The following is a 16,419-nucleotide window of genomic DNA, read 5'->3' as shown; positions in this document are numbered from 1 at the left end:
CCGCTCCTTCAGAACATCGCCAGCTTCACGCTGACCTTGTAGGCCCGACCGTATCGCTCGTACTGCACGTTGTGGGCCTTGTCCCCTTGGTAGACGTAATAGCGCTCGTTGCTCAGATTGAGCGCTTCCAGGTTGAGGTCCAGGCCCTTGAGCAGACGGATGCGCATCGATGCATCCAGCTGGTTCTGCGTGTCCACGCGCCGGTCCTGCGCCGCATTGAGCACATCGCCCACTTCCAGCAGATACGGGGACTTGTGATTCAACGCCAGACGCGCCGCAAAGGCCGCAGATTCCCAGCCCAGGCTCAGGTTGATGCTGCGGTCCGACTGGCTGGGCAGCGAGATGCGGCGCGATTGATACACCCCGCCGTCATACGCGCCGATGCTGGCGCGCGAGCGGACGAAGCTGCCGTTGGCGCCCAGCACCAGCCCGTTCCACGGCGCGGGCAGGGTGCTCAGCGCCTGGCTCCAGGACAGCTCCAGACCGCGCACCGTGGCGGCGCCCCCATTGGCGTAGGTCTGCACATGACTGAAGCCTTCCCAGCCCGGTGTGCCCGCGATGTCGGTCTGGAAGGCGAAGTCATGGATCTTCTTGTGGAACACATAGGCGGACACCGCGCCGTCACGTCCCAGCCGGCGCTCCACGCCCAGGTCCAGATTGCGCGAGCGCAGCGGCCTGAGCTGCGGATTGCCCAGCGTGGCTTCATCGCCGTCCACCGTCAGTCCGGGGCTGAGCTGGTCAAACGACGGCCGCACCAGGGTGTGAGTGATGGCGGCGCGCAGCGTGGTCTCGGCCGCCAGTTGCTGTCGCAGCAGCAGCGCCGGCAGCCAGCGATGGGTGCTGTTGCGGAGGGTGGTCGGGCTGAGGGTGTCATCCACCGAGGACATGCCGTCCGCCTGGAAACGGACCCGCTCGCCACGAACCCCGGCGATCCACTGCGTGCCGCCCTGTTCCAGCGTGCCCTGCAGATAGCCCGCATCGGTGCGTTCCCGCATGGCGTAGTCGTTCACTTCCGAATCCACCGCATCACGGAAATCCGGCAGCGACGTCGCATACAGCTTGCGCAGCGTGCCGGGGTCCATGGCGGGGCCGAAAGAGGTCCATGGATAGTCCACCGTGCCGCCGGTGAGGAAGTTGCCGAGCTTGAGCTGGGCCGAGCTCAGGTTGTAGGGCGCCTTCTTCAGCAGCTTGGCCGTGGGCGCAAAGACCTCCTGCTCGTTGTCCTTGTCGCGCCGGGTGGCCTTGAGACCGGCTTTCAGGTCCAGGTCCCAGCCGGCCACGTCGAATTCACGCTGCAGGTCCACCTTGGCATGACGGACGCGGTCACTGGCGTGGCTTTGCTCCATCTTGGCCTTGTTGAAGCTGAAGTTCCCGGCGTCATTCAGGCTGGCCAGCGCTGTGGGCATCGGCCGCACCGTGCTGGTGTAGCCCAGGCCCTTGACGTCCGCAGTGAAGGCGGAGGAGCTGAGCGTGTCCGGCTTGTCCTCGCTGGCGCGGCCTGCGCCGACTTCCGCCCAGGCCTTCCACACGCCCTGCGTCCACTCGGTCCCCAGCACCACGGCGGAGGACTTGTTGATCTCCCGGCGCTGCTTCACGCCGCGGCTGATGGTGGCGTTGCCGAGCGCACCGGGCGCCAGGGGGGCGGCGAAAGCCACCTTCATCGACTGGCGGTTCTCCTCGTCGGTGAAGCGGCTGCTGAAGCTGCGCAGGTAGAAGCTGCGGCCGGTATCGGGCCGGAAGTCGAGGTTCAGCGCAGCGCCCAGGCGCTCGCGGGTGATCTCGTAGCGGCGCAGTTCGAAGCTGCCAAGCTGGCCGTCGCTCCAGTCACCGCCGGTCTCGACGTTGTCGCTGGCGAATCGGCGCTGGTCGGCGGACAGCGCCACCACCAGGCCCAACGTGCCGCCGCCGAAGCGGTCTGCAAAGGCGACCGAGCCGCGCGGACGGGTCTGCCCCGCGTTGGCATCGTGATTCAGGCCGGCGTCCAGGGTGAAGAGGCGGCCCGGCTGGTCGAAGGCGCTGAGGGTGCGCACGGTGACGGTGCCGCCCAGGGAGTTGGCGTCCTGGTCGGGCGTCAGGGTCTTGTTCACTTCCAGCGAGCGGATCAGGCCGGCCGGGATCAGGTCCAGCCCGGGCGCGCGGCGGTCGGACTGCGAAGCCGGTGCCACGGCACCGTTGATGGTGACCGTGTTGTAGTCCGGCCCCAGGCCACGCACGCGGATGAAGCGACCTTCCCCCTGGTCCCGTTCCACCGACACGCCCGGCAGTCGGGCCAGCGCCTCGGCGGCATTGTTGTCGGGCAACTGGCCGATGCCGTCGGCATGCACCACGTTGACGATGCCGGTGGCGGCCGTCTGCTTGTCCAGGGCCGAGCGCAGGGCGGCGGCCTGGCCGGTGGTCACGACGGTGTCGAGCTTCTGCGGCGTGGGGGTGCCTGCAACGGTGCCTGCAGCCGCAGCATCTTTGGCTGCAGCACCTGGGACGGCGGCGCCTGTCGCTGCCGAAGCGCTCGCAGCAGGTGCAGGTGCAGGTGCAGCCTGTCCGGCCAGTACCGGGGCGATCCAGAGGCTGGAGAGGCACAGGGCCAGCAGGGTGGGGCGGGGCGGGGTGCGCATGAGGGCAGTCCAGGAGTCAGCAATGGGGGCGGATGGTGAGAACCCCGCGTGGCGCTTGCATGACAGTGCGGCTTTCCCGCCATGCCGACCGCCGTGCAGCGCACGGGGAGGCGGCCCGTGAGCTGTTTGAACCCCCCGCGGCGGCGGCGCCATCCACTGTCACAAACCCTCCCTAGCATCGCGCGCCATGAAACTTGTCCTGCCGCGCCCGCCGCTGGTGCTCGCTCCGGTGGCCGGCTCGCGCCATTTTGGTCATGCGCTGATGCTGCTGATGTGCGGCATCACCTGGCTCTTTGCCCATTGGGCGGTGGCCAAGCCGATGGCGGCCTGGCGCTGGATCGACATTCTCAGCGAGACCCTGGTCGTGGGCATGCTGGCGCTGTGGCTGGTCCAGCTGCGTGCGAGCCGCCTGGCCGGGCGTGTCACCACCTGGTTGTGCCTGGGTCTGTCGGGCATGCTGATGGGCGGCTGGGCCGACCTGATGGACGAATTCTGGAAACTGCCCCGGGACTTCAGCCTGCTGCTGGGCATGGAGTCGGGCTTTCAGCTCGTCGGCATGATCGGGCTGACCTGGGGACTGCACCTGTGGCGCCAGGAGCAGCTGGCGCTGAATGCCTTGCGCAGCGGTCGGGAGCGGGGCTATCGCGAGCATGCGCAGATCGACCGCCTGACCCAGCTGGGAGACGGGGCCTATCTGCTGAATCAGCTGCGCCAGCAGCAACTGCAGCAGCGCCAGACGCGGAGCGAGCCTGCGGTGATGGTGATGGTGGGATGGGCGGATCTGGCGTCCCTCTCGCGGCAGCACGGGCTGGCGGAGGCGGACCGGCTGCTGCAGGCCACCGGGCCGCTGCTGCTGCTGCAATTGCGGCCGGGCGACCTGCTGTGTCGGTATGCGGCGGACCGCTTTGTCGCGCTGCTGCCGCAGACGGACCGCGCCCTGCCGCAGGACCTGCTCGGCGCCCTCAGCGCGCATGTGCATCCCTGCGCCGATGGCCGCACGCGGGCGCGGCTGACCGCCCGCATGGCGCAGGCGCCGCTGAATCCGGAGGTGGATGCAGAAACCCAACTGCTGCGCCTGCTGGAGCAGTTGCGATGAGTGAAGCGCTTGCGCTGCTGCGCAGCAGCCTGCCCGCCGGGCAGCCCCTGCATTACGGCGCTGACACGGCTTTCATTCCCTGGGCCTATCAGGGCGCCCTGCTGGCAGAGTTCGCGCACAGCCGGGGCCTGGGCGCGCAGGACTGGCTCACGCCGCTCGGTCTGACGGCGGGGCAGCTGCTGTCGCCGCGCCAGCTCCTGGGGATGCTGGCGACCCTGCACCGTGAAGCGCGCGATGTGGGCTTCGTGCTGGGTCAGCTGAGCCTGCCCGGGCACTATGGTCTGGCGAGCCAGGCCTTGCAGCAGGCCGCCGACCTGCGCCAGGCCTTGCATCTGCTGTGCACCTATGCGGCCCGACTCTCCCCGCTGCTGACGCCGCGCCTGCTGCACAGCCGGGATGAGCTGCTACTGGTCTGGACGCCAGCCTGCGGGGCGCCAGCGCCCATGCAGCCCTTGCTGGTGGACATGCAGATGACGGCCGTCACCGCGATGGCGCAGTGGCTCGGCGGCCGACCGCTGCCGTGGCGCTTCAGCTTCAACCGCACCCGCCCGGCGGAGCTGTCACAGCATGCGGCGCATCTGGGCACCGACCTGCAGTTCGGCTGCCAGGTGGATGCGATGCGGCTGCCGATGGTGGAGGCGACCGTGCCGTGGTCGTCGGCGGCTCGGCCGTCGACGGTGGCGGTGAACGCGTTGACGCAGGGGGCCGACCCGCAAGCGCTGTGGCGGGGACAGCTGGCCGCGCTGGACGATGGTCTGCTCAGCGCCATTGAGAACCCGCCGACGCTCGATGCCTGTGCGCGCCGATTCGGCATCAGCCCGGCCACCTTGAAACGGCAACTGGCCCAGCTGGGCACCCACTATCAGGCGCAACTCGACCAGGTGCGGGCGCAGGCGGCGCTCTACCTGATGACGCTGCACGGTCAGCGGGTCGAGAGCGTCGCCCGGACGCTGGGATTTCACGACAAGAGCAATTTCCGCCGCTCGTTCCGGCGCTGGACCGGGATGACACCCGGCATGGTGTGAGGGTCGTCCTACACTTCGCAGCATGCCGCCCGTTTTCGAGCATGCTGACGACCAGGCCCACTACCGACGCCCCGCACATCGGGACGGGGTGGAGCTCTACCATGCCCACATCCTTCGGCACAGCTTCGAGCCCCACACCCATGAGGCCTACGGTCTGGGCGCCATCACCGAAGGCGTCGGCCGCTTCCGCTGGCGGGGCGGCGAACATCTGGCCCCCAGCGCCTCGCTGATGCTGATGAATCCGGAGGACATCCACACCGGTCAGGCCGCGACGCCGCAGGCCTGGGGTTACCGGATGGTCTACCTGCAGGAGTCGATGCTGAACCGGCTCTGGGGCGGGCCGTCCTGGCGTTTTGATGCTGCCGTGGCGCTGGATGCGGCCTCGGCCACCCGCGCCGCCGGTCTGATTGCCACTCTCTGGCAGGCCCGTGAGCCGCTCGCTTTCGACAGCGCGCTGCTCGACCTGGTGCAGGAAGTCAGCCGCCATGCCCGCCGCGCACCCCAGCAGCGCGACGGGGCCGCGCCGCGCTTCCAGCCGGTGATCGACTACATGCGCGCCCATCTGGACCAGACGCTGGACACCGCCACCCTCGCCGCCGTCGCGGGCCTCAGCCCCTTCCACTTCCTGCGCAGTTTCAAGGCCTGCCACCACGCCACGCCGCAGCAGGCGCTGATGGCCCTGCGCCTGCACGATGCCAAACGCCGCCTGGCCGCTGGAGACGCCCCCGCCGATGTGGCCGCCGCCGTGGGGCTGACCGATCAGGCGCACCTCACCCGCAGCTTCGCCGGGCGCTACGGCGTCACGCCGGCGCGTTATCAACAGCAATTGGGTACAAGACCGCGCCGCTGAGGCCCGCGCACACTGCCGGGCATGGGAATCGGACTTCTTTTTGCGCTCACGGCCGGCCTGATGTGGGGGCTGGTGTTCGTGGCGCCCCTGCTGCTGCCCGACTATCCGGCGGTCTGGCTGACCGCAGGCCGGTATCTGGCTTTCGGACTGATTGCGGTGCCGCTGGCCCTGCTGGACCGACGCGAGCTGTCGCGCCTGAGCCGTGCCGACTGGTGGGCCGCCTGCCGGCTCAGTGCCATCGGCAACTTCCTCTACTACCTGACGCTCTCGGCCGCCATTCAGCGGGCCGGCGGGCCGCTGCCCACCATGCTGATCGGCACCTTGCCGGTGGTGATCGCGCTGTGCTCCAACCACCGCAATGCCGCACGCGACGGGCATTACCGCTGGGCGCAGCTGGCCCCCGCGCTGCTGCTGATGGCCGCGGGCATTGCCTGTGTGAACCAGGTGGAGCAGGCGGCGGTGGCGCAGGCGGATCGGGCGCGTTATCTGCAAGGCGCGCTGCTGGCCTGCATCGCAGTGGCCTGCTGGACCTGGTATCCCATCCGCAATGCCGACTGGCTGCGTGCCCACAGTGACCGCAGCCCCCGCGCCTGGGCCACCGCGCAGGGTTTGGTCACCTTGCCGATGGCGCTGCTGGCCTTCCTGGGCATCGGGCTGCTGCAGGCGGCCGGCGTGGCGCTGTTCCCCGCCGATTTTGCGCTGCCGGCGGGGCCGCGGCCCTGGGCTTACGTCGGGCTGATGCTCGCCGTGGGGCTTCTGGCGTCGTGGCTGGGCACCTTGTGCTGGAACGAGGCCAGCCAACGGCTGCCGACCGCGCTGGTGGGACAGCTGATCGTGTTCGAGACGCTGTCGGCATTGGCCTATGCGCAATGCCTGCGTGGGGAGTGGCCGCGACCGGTCTCGGTGGCGGGGGTGGTGCTGCTGGTGGCCGGGGTGTGCTGGGCCTTGCGGTTGAAGACGGTGAAGCCGGTGGCGTGCCCTGTCAACGCCGGGTAACGGCGATGTGGCGCGGGTGTAAATCCGGGCCCGAGGGGATGTGAAGCGCCGGGCAGGCTCTGCACAATGGGTCATGCCGATGATCCGCCGACTTTTCCTCCGTACCGCAGCCTTGCCGCTGCTGGCCTCCAGCTGGACCGCAGCGTCCTGGGCGCAGACCGGTGGCGCCTCGGGCCGAGCGGCCGACCCTGGCCCCGGCACCGTGCTGCAGAACGTCTGGCGGGACGATGAGCGCCAGCGCGACATCCCCTGGCGACTGCGCCTGCCCGAGACCCGGGGCGGCGCAGGCTCCGTGCCGCTCATCATCTTCTCCCACGGCCTGGGCGGCAGCCTGGACGGTGGCGCCGAATGGTCCCGCGCCTGGGCCGAGGCCGGCTTTGCCACGCTGCACTTGCAGCATGCGGGCAGCGACCGCGCCATCTGGGCCGGCGGTCTGCGTGCGGTCAAGGCCGCGGCCAGCGTGGAGCAACTGGTGGCCCGCTGCCGCGACGTGCGTTTTGCGGTGGCGCGGCTGCTTCAGCTGCAGCAGTCGGGTGAAGCCGGCTGGGTGCGCATCCAGCCGGATGCGCTGGGCATGTCCGGCCACTCCTTCGGCGCGCATACGACGCTGGCGGTGGCCGGTCGCGCCTTCCCGGCGCGCCTGGGATCGGACCTCGCCGAACCCCGATTCAAAGCTTTTGCCGCCTTCAGTCCCGCGGCCGGCTCCAACCCGGACGGCCTGCGCACCATCACCCGGCCGATGCTGTGCATGACCGGCAGCCTGGATGGAGATCCTCTGGGCAGCGAGCGTTCCGGCGACTATCGCCGCGAGGTGTATGCGCATCTGCCGCCCGGCGCCAAGGCGCAGCTCTGGCTGGAAGGCGCGGACCATCAGACCTTCGGCGGCAGCGGAGAAGTCGGTGCCGGGCGCGCCGCCCGCCTGGCCGGTCGCGGCCGGCCGGAGGCACCCGTGGCACTGGCGGACCACCATGCGGCGGTGATCCGCACCGTCACCACGGACTGGTGGCGGGCCTGGTTGCAAGGGGATGCGGCGGCGGTGCAGCGCCTCAAGTCGCCGCAAGGTCTGGCGAGCGGCGACGCCTGGGCGCAGGGCTGAGGGCGTCGCCCGCGCGAACGCCAGCGTCAGGGTCAACGGCGTCCCGTGCGCGAGTACTGAGACTTGTGGTCGCACTGCCAGGGGCGGCGCTGGCATCGGCGCGCTCGCTGGCCACCTGCCGCAGCGCATCGGCCTTCACGTCCATTCGGGCATCCACTCGCGCATCTACCTGCGCCTGCGCCAACGCGCCGATGCGTCGCAGCGCCTGCGGGTGCTCCGCCCGCCAATGCCCGCCCACACCCAGCCGGATGCAATGACGAAAGCGAGTGCTGGCGGAGAACATCGAGCCCGGCGCAATCACGATGCGCTCCTCCAGGCAACGCTCATACAGCGCCACCGAATCAAAGCCTTCGGGCAACTCCACCCACAAGGTGAACCCCCCGGCAGGCGCCGACACCCGGGTGCCCCGCGGGAAGCTTTCCGCAATCAGGGTCCTGGCCTGGTCCACCCGGCTGGCGACCGTGGCCCGCAGGGCGCGCAGCGCTGCACCGCTGCCGGCCTGCGTCAGCAGATCCGCCAGTGCCAGCTCCAGCACGGGCGTCTGGGCGCCGGATTGCACGGCCTTGGTCCGCCGCAGCGCGTCGCCCCAGCGCCCCGCCTCCACCCAGCCCAGCCGAAGGCCCGGTGCCAGCGTCTTTGAAAACGAGCCGCAGATGATCACGTGGCCGGTGCTGTCGAAGGATTTGACTGCACGGCGCTTGTCTTCCTGCTCACACAGGTCGTTGTAGAGCACGTCCTCGATCAGCGCGATGTCGTGCCGGGCCACCAGCGCGGCCAGCCGGCGCCGCTCCGCCACCGGCATGCTGGCGCCGAGCGGATTGGACAGCGTCGGCACCGACAGCACCGCCTTCACCGGCTGCGTCTCCAGCGCCAGCTGCAGCGCTTCGATCGACAGCCCATGGCGCGGATGGGTCGGAATTTCCAGTGCGCGCAGATGCAGGGTCTGCAGGATTTCCAGAAAGCCGTAGTAGGTGGGCGATTCGAGCGCCACGACATCACCGGGCTTGCAGACGCTGCGCAGCGCCAGGCTGATCGCTTCCATGCAGCTGTTGGTCATCACCACCGCTTCCGGGCGCAGCACGCAACCCAGCCCCAACGCATGGCGGGCCACGGCACGGCGGGTCTCTTCCATACCGGTGCCCAGCGGGTAATGGCACAGCAGGTCGCGGTGCCGGGTGACGGCGCGGGTCAGCGCCCGCCGCACCCGCTCCTGATCGAACAGCTCGGCACCCGGGCAGGCCGCGCCGAAGGAGAGGAAGTCGGGATCCTGCGACAGCGCCATGACCTGCGAGCCCAGGTGGTCCAGCTGCACCATGCGGGAGGCGGAGTCCGGCACCGAGGCCTGCGGTTCGGGCAGCCGGGGCGGCCGCGCGGCGACGAAGTAGCCGGAGCGCGGACGGGCCTCGATCAGCCGCGCATCCTCCAGCCACCGAAACGCCTGCACCGCGGTCGACAGCGATACCCCATGCTGACTCGCCAGCGTACGGACCGAGGGCAGCCGTTCACCGCGTTTGAGGGTGCCGGCGCGCACCGAGCGGGCCAGTCGATCGGCCAGTTGCAGATAAAGGGGCAGGGCAGCGGCATCCATGCCACCCATTCTGTGTGGTTTGCTGGTGAGCGGACCAGTACAGATGGCGGCCAAGCCGGCCAGCACAGAGCCTGCCGGACCTGTGGCTGTGTGCGCTGAACTGGCCCTGCGCTGTGGATGGTGGGCGCCACAGCGGCTGCTTATCGTGGCCCCATGCAGCTCAAACCCAGCCCCCACCCGCCGCTCCTGGCTCCTGCCAGGCCCCGCCATCTGCTGAGCGGACTGCGTGCGACGCTCGCTGCTGCCCGCCATGCTGCGCCCCCTGGACCTGGACCTGGACCGGGATCTGGACAGGCGCCGGCGGCGCGCTTCCGCGCCTGGGCGCCGCTCCGCTGGCAGACGCGCCCCTCGCCGCGGATGGTCCTCCTTCCCGCCGACGGCGCCAGCCGGCGTCTGCGCTGGCGAGGTCCGCTGCAACTGACCGCCGTCACCGGACCGGTGTGGATCACCCGGGAGGGCTGGCCGCAGGACCACTGGCTCGCCCCCGGCGAGCGCCTGACCCTCCTCCCCGACCCTGGCCGGCAAGGCCTGGCGCTTTGGATCGGCACCCTGGGTGTCGTGGGCGAACCTCATATCACCCTAAAGTTGGAACCAATTGTTTAAGTTGTTGGCTGATCAGGATTTGGGGCTATAACTCGCGCTCGCATCATTTCAAGTTAGTTAACGGATGTGGGCAAACCGCAAAACACGGGTTCCATATCCCTTGGGAGGACAGCTCGATGACTTTGCCCGCAACTTTGCGGCGTACCCGCCTGGCATTGGCCGGCGCGGCGACGATCCTGGTTTTGCAAGCCTGTGGCGGCGGCGGCGGATCGGACAGTGGCGGTGGTTCGGCGCCTCCGCCCCCGGTGAACAGCGCGACCTACGCCCAGCAATGCGCCCCGAACAACCTGGAAGCGCCCGCCAACCTGCGTACCGCCAGCCTCTCGACCGAGAAAAACTGGGTTCGCGCCTACATGGACGAGGCTTACCTCTGGCGCGACGAAGTGCCCGGCGTGGATCCCTCGAGTGCCAAGTACAGCGGCAGTGACGTCGGTGCGGCGCTGGACGCCTATTTCACCGACCTGTTGACCCCCAAGGTCACGGCCAGCGGCAAGCTCAAAGACCAGTTCAGTTTTGTGATGTCCACCCGTGAGTGGAACTCGCTGTCAGGCTCTGGCGTCGTGCTGGGCTACGGCGTGGAATGGCATCTCGCGCAGGCCACCCCGCCGCGCCAGATCCGCGTGGCCTACGTGGAACCGAACAGCCCCGCTGCCGCCGCCGGCGTGCAGCGTGGCGACACCCTGGTCACCGCGGACGGTGTCTCGGCCGACGACCCCACCAGCACCGGCGTGAGTGCATTGAACGAGGCGCTGTACCCCACCCGTTCCGGCAGCCACCGCCTGGTGCTGCAGCCGAATGGCGGCGGCAGCCGGGACCTCACCCTCACCGCCACCAACGTCACCAAGACACCGGTGCTGACCTCGCAGGTCATCACGGCTGCGGACAACACGAAGGTGGGCTACATGGTCTTTAATGACCACATTGCCACCGCCGAGTCCCAGCTGATCACCGCCATGCAGAACTTCAAGACCCAGGGCGTCTCCGACCTGGTGCTGGACCTGCGTTACAACGGCGGCGGCTACCTGTTCATCGCGAGCGAGCTGGCCTACATGATTGCCGGCCCGACCCCGACTGCGGGCAAGACCTTCGAGCAGCTGCGCTACAACAGCCTGCGCTCGGCCGAGACCAACAGCCAGTCGTCGAAGACGCCGTTCTACGACACCTCCTGCAACCTGGTGAACGACCGCTGCTCCGGCACCCCGGTGCCGCTGCCGACGCTGAACCTCAAGCGGGTGTTCGTGCTGGCGCAGGAAGGCACCTGCTCGGCCAGCGAAGCCATCATCAACGGCCTGCGCGGCGTGGATGTGCAGGTGGTGCTGGTGGGCGGCACGACCTGCGGCAAGCCCTATGGCTTTACCGGCAAGGACAACTGCGGCTACAGCTACTTCCCCATCGAGTTCGTCGGCACCAACAACAAGGGCTTCGGTGACTATGCCGACGGCTTTGTGGCGGCCGGTTCAGGCGCCACCGGCGTGCCGGGCTGCTCCATGGATGACGACTTCTCCCGTCCGCTGGGCGACGCCTCCGAGCGCATGCTCGCGGCGGCCCTGCAGTACCGCAGCAACGGCACCTGCCCCACCAAGCCCTTCGGCATGGAGGGTCGCGCCAAGACCTTGTCGGCGCGCTCGTCGTCGGACAGCGTCGCGTTGAGCCTGCAGCGTCTGGCGGCGCGCAGCAACCGCATCCTGGGCGGACGTCAGTAAGCCTTCGCCCGGCGGCCCTTCGGGGCCTTCCATAAAAAACGGCGCTCCTTCGGGAGCGCCGTTGCTTTTGGGGCCCCGCACCGTGGACCGCGCGAGGGGGCGGCGCATGGGCCGCCGCTGTCGATCAGAGCTTGGGGATGCGGATCCGGCTGATCATCAGGGAGCCGGACACCGCAAACATCAGCACCAGGGGGTGCAGCATGAAGCCGCCCAGCTTCAATTCGCCGAACCAGAGGGCGTCGCCGATGGCGCCTTGCGCGGCTGCCACCCACATCACGATCACCAGCAGCAGCGACGTCGGAATGGGGGTGCCTTCGAAGTAGGTCACCTTGCCGGTGTCGGCGCTGAGGGTCTCCGCGGTGATGTTGTAGCGCGCCAGACGCGACACACCGGCCGCCACGAAGAAGCCCAGGATGATGCGGTCCCACATCCCCTGCATGCCGCAGCCATAGGCGATCACCGCCGGTGCCACGCCGAAGGAGATCACGTCCGCCAGCGAATCCAGCTCCCGGCCCATGGCCGAGCTTTTCTGGCGCCAGCGGGCGATGCGTCCGTCCAGCACGTCAAACACCAGTGCCGCGGGGATCAGCGCGCAGGCGTAATACAGATGCAGCAGTTCGCGGTTCTGAAGGTAGGTCATCACCGAGAACAGGGCACCAACGCCGCAGAAGGCATTTCCCAGCGTGAACCAGTCGGCGAGATGGAACTCGCGGATCATCGAAAAAGGCTTGGGTCTGTTCATGTTGCGAGCATAAGCGAAGGTCCATGCCTTGCGCGGCAAGGCTCGATCCTGCCCTCCGCGGAACCGGTCCAGCCGCCGCGCCGACTAGCCCGCATCGTGGTTCATTCAGGAGACGCGCATGCGCATCCGGGCTTTTTCGCGCTGCGGCGCTCTGCTGTCAGGGGTTCTGCTGGCCGCATGCGGCGGCGGTGGGAACGGGCCGTCCTTGCCGATTACCGCCGTGGCCGGTTTTGCAACGCTGCCCAGCAGCAGCTACGCCAACCGCTGCGCTCCGGACAATCCTGACGCCGAAGCCGACGCGCGCACCGGATCGCGGATCACCGAAATGGCCTGGGTGCGGGCGATGCTGAAGGAGCGGTATCTCTGGAATGACGACCTGCCGGTGCTGAATCCCCGGGACCCGCGCTACCAGGGCCGGCCGGGCGATCCGGTGGATCATGAGACCGCCTTGCAGCGGTGGTTCACCGACCATGTCCGCCCCGGGGGCGACACCCGCCGGGACGCCTTCAGCTATCGCCTTCGCTTGCAGGCGGCCGAAACTTCGATGGCGGGCCAGGAAGCCGGGTGGGGCCTGAGCGTGGCGGCCGCGTCGGCCGACCCCGCCCGGCTGTACGTGACCTGGGTCGATCCAGATGGACCGGCTGCGCAGGCGGGTCTGCGGCGGGGCGATGAACTGCTGTCGGTGGACGATGTGGCGGTGGCCAGCGCCGATCCGGACGCCCGCCAGCAAATCGACATCTACCTTGCCGGCGCGGCGCCCGGCAGTGCCTCCGTCTTCACCGTCGGACGTTCAGACGGGCCCTTGACGCGACGTCTGGTGGCGGCAAGCTTTGAGCGTCAGCCCGTGCCGCTGGTATCGGTGCTGGGCACCGAGAGCGGGCTGAACGAACCGGTCGGCTATCTGCTCTTCAATGCATTCAATGAACCCGCCCAGTGGGCGCTGAAGCAGGCGCTGGCACAGCTGGCCGCTGCGCGGGTGAGCGACCTGATCATCGATCTGCGCTACAACGGCGGCGGGCTGGGTTTCATCGCCAGCCAGCTGGCGTTCATGGTGGCCGGCAGCAGCAGCCAGGGAAAGACGTTCAACCAGTCCCGCATGAACCCGGAGCGCACGGCTTCCCAGCCGGACGATGCCATGCCGTTTCTCACCCGGACGTGCAGCGATGGCGACGAGCGCTGCGAGCGCGGTGAGCCATTGCCTGCGCTGGGCTTGAAGCGGGTGTACGTGCTGACCGGCAGCGAGACCTGCTCCGCCAGCGAGCTGCTGATCAACGGGCTGCGAGGCATCGACATCGAAGTGGTGCAGATCGGCGGCGGCACCTGCGGCAAGCCGTATGGCTTTGAAGGCGTCCCCAACTGTGGGGCCAGCACCTTCGCCATCGATGTTCAAGCCACCAATGCAAAGGGTTTTGGCGACTACGCCGGAGGCTTCCAACCCGGTGGCACCGGACCCACCGGACTGCCCGGATGCGAGGTGCCGGACGACCTGGGCCATGCATTGGGGGATCGCTCCGAGGCGCTGCTGGCTGCCGCGTTGAACCACCGCGCGACGGGGCAGTGTCCGATCCAGACGACGGGGCGTGGGGCCCTCGCAAGGCCGCAGGTCGATCTGCGCCAGTACCGCGCGGCGCCGCTGGATCTTTCGCTGCCAGGGGGCGCGCGTCATCCGGCGGTGAGCGCCCCGGCGCTCTGAGTCCTGAACGGGGGCGGCGGGACGCCGGCGGGCCTGCCGCGTCAGGCGCCTTCTTTGGGGCCAGGTCCATCCGCGACCGGCGCAGGCGCCGTCGTCAGCCGGCTCCAGGCCTTGCGTCCCAGATGCCGGGCCAGCAGCGGCAACGGCATCCGCAGCCAGTGGGCGCGGACGTACAACGCCAGCTCCGCCAGGCCCTGGCCGGGCAGTCGGCAGCTGTCGTGCGGCGGGCGCAGCGCGCGGCGGTAGGCGGCGTCCAGCAGGGGCTGTGAAACCCACCGCAACTGCGGCGCCAGGGCTTCGGTCACGTCCTCCGGCACCGGTGTGTTCAGCCACTGCCGGCTGTAGCGCAGTGCCAGTGCGAGCGGCCTGGACAGGCCGATGTGCTCGGCGCGCGCCAGCAGACGACGCCAGAAGCCCTCCGCCGCGCTGAATTCCCGGATCAGCGCATCCAGATCGAACAGGTCCCGCAAGCCGTTGGGCAGCTCGCCCTCATGGAACAGATGGGTGGCGCTGTGCAGCAGCATGTCTTCGGGTGGCAGCACAAACAGCCCCGGGTGATCGGGCAGGGGCCGCGGATGGTCGAACAGCGCCGCGGTGTTCAGCGGCGTGCGGGCGGTGGGCGGCAGCAGGCTGTGATGCACGTCCAGCGAGGTGCCACGCCGGCGGTGATGCAGCGGCGGCAGTTCGTGCATCCATTCGCGGTAGTAGCGCTGGTCGTAGTCGTCCAGCGGGTCGAAATCCCAGCCGTGCACCATCAGCGCAATCTCCGCCCGTGGCAGCTGCGCAGCGGGGAGCAGCAGGTCGATGTCGGTGAACATCCGGCCCGGGGCCGGCGAATGACCGCCGAGCGCATACGCCGCGCCCTTGAGCAGCACGACCGGCCCGGCCAGTTCCGCCAGCGCCTGCGACAGAAATCTCGCCTCCCGCCGAAGCATCTGTGCCTGTCGTTCCGACAGCAGCAGTGCCGACCGCAGGTGCGGCTGCACCGGTGCGGGAAGGTCCTCCAGCCAGCCGCCCGCGCGGGCCAGGTGGGCCAGCTTGCCGGCCAGATTGGCGCGGCGCGCCTGGCGCAGCAGCAGGTCCCAGTCGGTCAGCGACAGGCCGGGTGCCAGCCGCGGCGAGAGCAGCACCCGCACCAGCAGCGGCTGGTCGGGCGCCGCCGGATGCTGCGGGGCCGGCCGCGCGCCGGCCTGCAACTGCGCGCTCATTCCGCGCCCTCCGCCAGGGAATCGAAGTGGGCCATGGCCTCGTCCAGATGGCTGTATTCGAAGCTGTAGCAACCGCAGCGATCCACCAGCCGGCCCAGCGCCTGGAAGCCGGCCTGTCCATGCAGGTCGTAGTTGAAGCTTTGCTCGGCCAGCGTCATGAAGGCCCGCGCCCGTTCCACCGGCATCAGCCGCGCCGGGCGGTCCGCCCGCCACGTCGGCAGCACCACCCAGGCCGGCCGGGCCGGCAGCAGGCGGCGATCGATGGCGTCCTCGGGCGCCCGCACCAGCGCCACCGTGCCTTTGGTGGTGTTGGGCATCGACGCGCTGAAGCGGGCCTGCGGCGCGAACTGCTGCAGCAGGGGAATGGAGGCATTTTTGAGATTGATCGGCCGCGCCATGCCGTGCAGCAGGCCGGTGGTCAGATCCAGCAGGCCCAGCTCATCGGACAGCAGCCGCCAGCCGCGATGGGCCAGGCCGGCGCACAGGGTGCTCTTGCCGGAACCCGGCGGCGCGGGCATGACCAGGGCCCGGCCATCGCGCTCCAGGACGGCGGCGTGGATCAGCAGGTATTGATGGGCGTGGGCAGCGATGCACCAGTTGATGCCCCATTCCAGCATCGCCAGCGCCTGGGCGCCGGGCAGCGGCGTGAAGGACCGCTGGCCGTCGAACCAGAACTCCGCCCGGCCCATCAGGCGTGAGCGCCAGTGCGGGCTGCGCAGCACCGCCACATGGAAGTCGATGAAGTCGTCCGCCGGCACCAGCTCGAAACGGTCGTAAAGGGGAAGCAGCTGATCCGCCAGATGCGGCAGGTCCGAGCGCAGCTTCACCGAAAACGGCGCCATCCGCAGGGCCAGACCCTCCTGGCGCAGCTGGCGGCGGACCTCGTCCCGCGACAGGTCGGCGAGTTTCACGGCCGCGGCTCCTGCACCAGCAGTTCGATGTCCTCCAGCCGGCGCAGATGCAGGTCGAGCAGGTCGGCCAGCGCCTCGGGGGAGGGGGTGTCGTCCCAGTCCACGTCGTGGGTCAGACGGTGCAGCAGCTGCTCGCGCGTCAACGGGGTGGCCTGCAGCCATTCGGCCAGTTGCGCCCCGAGGGCGGCAATCAGGTGAGTGTCTCCGCTGGCCGGATTGAAGAAGACCGCATGCGGCTCGCCCTCCCAGGCGCGCAGCACCTCAGACACGCGATGTGCGCAGCGCCACGTCGCTGC

At 69.3% G+C, this 16,419-nt stretch carries 14 protein-coding genes; 8 read left to right on the top strand and 6 right to left on the bottom strand.

Going from position 1 to position 16,419, the window contains the following annotated elements:
• Positions 1-8 precede the first annotated feature (8 nt).
• The gene (locus FHS28_RS10835) at positions 9-2,612 is read right to left on the bottom strand and encodes a TonB-dependent receptor (protein WP_184294571.1); all 2,604 of its coding nucleotides are present in this window, start codon (positions 2,610-2,612) and stop codon (positions 9-11) included.
• Between the two features lie 187 nt (positions 2,613-2,799).
• On the opposite strand from FHS28_RS10835, the gene FHS28_RS10830 reads away from it, so the two are divergent.
• From FHS28_RS10830 to FHS28_RS10810, 5 genes are all read left to right on the top strand, one after another.
• A complete protein-coding gene (locus FHS28_RS10830; protein WP_088452779.1) occupies positions 2,800-3,708 on the top strand; it encodes a GGDEF domain-containing protein in 909 nt (302 codons plus the stop codon).
• The gene (locus tag FHS28_RS10825; RefSeq protein WP_088452781.1) at positions 3,705-4,733 is read left to right on the top strand and encodes a helix-turn-helix transcriptional regulator; all 1,029 of its coding nucleotides are present in this window, start codon (positions 3,705-3,707) and stop codon (positions 4,731-4,733) included. Before FHS28_RS10830 ends, FHS28_RS10825 begins: the two co-directional genes overlap by 4 nt.
• 22 nt (positions 4,734-4,755) lie before the next feature.
• The gene (locus FHS28_RS10820; RefSeq protein WP_088452783.1) at positions 4,756-5,583 is read left to right on the top strand and encodes an AraC family transcriptional regulator; all 828 of its coding nucleotides are present in this window, start codon (positions 4,756-4,758) and stop codon (positions 5,581-5,583) included.
• A 21-nt stretch (positions 5,584-5,604) separates the two neighbouring features.
• Positions 5,605-6,579, top strand: a complete 975-nt coding sequence (locus tag FHS28_RS10815; RefSeq protein ID WP_088452785.1) for a DMT family transporter — start codon at positions 5,605-5,607, stop codon at positions 6,577-6,579.
• 79 nt (positions 6,580-6,658) lie between these two features.
• Positions 6,659-7,675 (top strand): alpha/beta hydrolase family protein, encoded by a 1,017-nt coding sequence (locus FHS28_RS10810; RefSeq protein ID WP_184294569.1) that lies wholly within the window; start codon positions 6,659-6,661, stop codon positions 7,673-7,675.
• Here FHS28_RS10810 and FHS28_RS10805 read toward each other — a convergent pair.
• Complete coding sequence (locus FHS28_RS10805) at positions 7,626-9,263, bottom strand: aminotransferase-like domain-containing protein (RefSeq protein WP_088453137.1); 1,638 nt, start codon at positions 9,261-9,263, stop codon at positions 7,626-7,628. The two genes, FHS28_RS10810 and FHS28_RS10805, sit on opposite strands and share 50 nt — an antisense overlap.
• A 117-nt stretch (positions 9,264-9,380) precedes the next feature.
• Here FHS28_RS10805 and FHS28_RS24750 point away from each other — a divergent pair, with 117 nt between their 5' ends.
• Together FHS28_RS24750 and FHS28_RS10795 are read left to right on the top strand one after the other, a co-directional pair.
• Positions 9,381-9,866 carry a DUF2917 domain-containing protein gene (locus tag FHS28_RS24750; protein WP_088452789.1) on the top strand — a complete coding sequence of 162 codons (486 nt, stop codon included), beginning with the start codon at positions 9,381-9,383 and terminating at the stop codon, positions 9,864-9,866.
• A gap of 116 nt (positions 9,867-9,982) precedes the next feature.
• Positions 9,983-11,569, top strand: coding sequence for a S41 family peptidase (locus FHS28_RS10795; protein ID WP_088452791.1), 1,587 nt, complete (start codon positions 9,983-9,985; stop codon positions 11,567-11,569).
• Between the two features lie 124 nt (positions 11,570-11,693).
• Here FHS28_RS10795 and pssA read toward each other — a convergent pair whose 3' ends face one another.
• A complete protein-coding gene (pssA, locus tag FHS28_RS10790) occupies positions 11,694-12,311 on the bottom strand; it encodes a CDP-diacylglycerol--serine O-phosphatidyltransferase (protein ID WP_088453139.1) in 618 nt (205 codons plus the stop codon).
• A 118-nt stretch (positions 12,312-12,429) separates the two neighbouring features.
• On the opposite strand from pssA, the gene FHS28_RS10785 reads away from it, so the two are divergent.
• Positions 12,430-14,004: a S41 family peptidase gene (locus tag FHS28_RS10785; protein WP_088452793.1), complete on the top strand. Its 1,575-nt coding sequence runs from the start codon at positions 12,430-12,432 to the stop codon at positions 14,002-14,004.
• A 41-nt stretch (positions 14,005-14,045) separates the two neighbouring features.
• On the opposite strand, the gene FHS28_RS10780 is transcribed toward FHS28_RS10785, so the two are convergent.
• The 3 genes from FHS28_RS10780 to FHS28_RS10770 are packed head-to-tail and all read right to left on the bottom strand — an operon-like array spanning position 14,046 to position 16,392.
• Positions 14,046-15,212, bottom strand: coding sequence for a nucleotidyltransferase domain-containing protein (locus FHS28_RS10780; protein ID WP_088452795.1), 1,167 nt, complete (start codon positions 15,210-15,212; stop codon positions 14,046-14,048).
• Positions 15,209-16,123, bottom strand: coding sequence for an HprK-related kinase A (locus FHS28_RS10775; RefSeq protein WP_088452797.1), 915 nt, complete (start codon positions 16,121-16,123; stop codon positions 15,209-15,211). Before FHS28_RS10775 ends, FHS28_RS10780 begins: the two co-directional genes overlap by 4 nt.
• Positions 16,120-16,392, bottom strand: coding sequence for an HPr-rel-A system PqqD family peptide chaperone (locus FHS28_RS10770; RefSeq protein WP_184294565.1), 273 nt, complete (start codon positions 16,390-16,392; stop codon positions 16,120-16,122). Before FHS28_RS10770 ends, FHS28_RS10775 begins: the two co-directional genes overlap by 4 nt.
• Between the last annotated feature and the right edge of the window lie 27 nt (positions 16,393-16,419).

It is taken from the genome of Roseateles terrae (genome assembly GCF_014192155.1).
GTDB lineage: Bacteria > Pseudomonadota > Gammaproteobacteria > Burkholderiales > Burkholderiaceae_C > Roseateles > Roseateles terrae.
This window is presented reverse-complemented; position numbering and strand designations above follow the sequence as displayed.

Coding starts and splice junctions, on each gene's coding strand:
- FHS28_RS10785 (WP_088452793.1), top strand. CDS start 12,430: ATGCGCATCCGGGCTTTTTCGCGCTGCGGCGCTCTGCTGTCAGGGGTT.
- FHS28_RS10810 (WP_184294569.1), top strand. CDS start 6,659: ATGATCCGCCGACTTTTCCTCCGTACCGCAGCCTTGCCGCTGCTGGCC.
- FHS28_RS10830 (WP_088452779.1), top strand. CDS start 2,800: ATGAAACTTGTCCTGCCGCGCCCGCCGCTGGTGCTCGCTCCGGTGGCC.
- pssA (WP_088453139.1), bottom strand. CDS start 12,311: ATGAACAGACCCAAGCCTTTTTCGATGATCCGCGAGTTCCATCTCGCC.
- FHS28_RS24750 (WP_088452789.1), top strand. CDS start 9,381: ATGGTGGGCGCCACAGCGGCTGCTTATCGTGGCCCCATGCAGCTCAAA.
- FHS28_RS10795 (WP_088452791.1), top strand. CDS start 9,983: ATGACTTTGCCCGCAACTTTGCGGCGTACCCGCCTGGCATTGGCCGGC.
- FHS28_RS10805 (WP_088453137.1), bottom strand. CDS start 9,263: ATGGATGCCGCTGCCCTGCCCCTTTATCTGCAACTGGCCGATCGACTG.
- FHS28_RS10815 (WP_088452785.1), top strand. CDS start 5,605: ATGGGAATCGGACTTCTTTTTGCGCTCACGGCCGGCCTGATGTGGGGG.
- FHS28_RS10780 (WP_088452795.1), bottom strand. CDS start 15,212: ATGAGCGCGCAGTTGCAGGCCGGCGCGCGGCCGGCCCCGCAGCATCCG.
- FHS28_RS10820 (WP_088452783.1), top strand. CDS start 4,756: ATGCCGCCCGTTTTCGAGCATGCTGACGACCAGGCCCACTACCGACGC.
- FHS28_RS10825 (WP_088452781.1), top strand. CDS start 3,705: ATGAGTGAAGCGCTTGCGCTGCTGCGCAGCAGCCTGCCCGCCGGGCAG.
- FHS28_RS10835 (WP_184294571.1), bottom strand. CDS start 2,612: ATGCGCACCCCGCCCCGCCCCACCCTGCTGGCCCTGTGCCTCTCCAGC.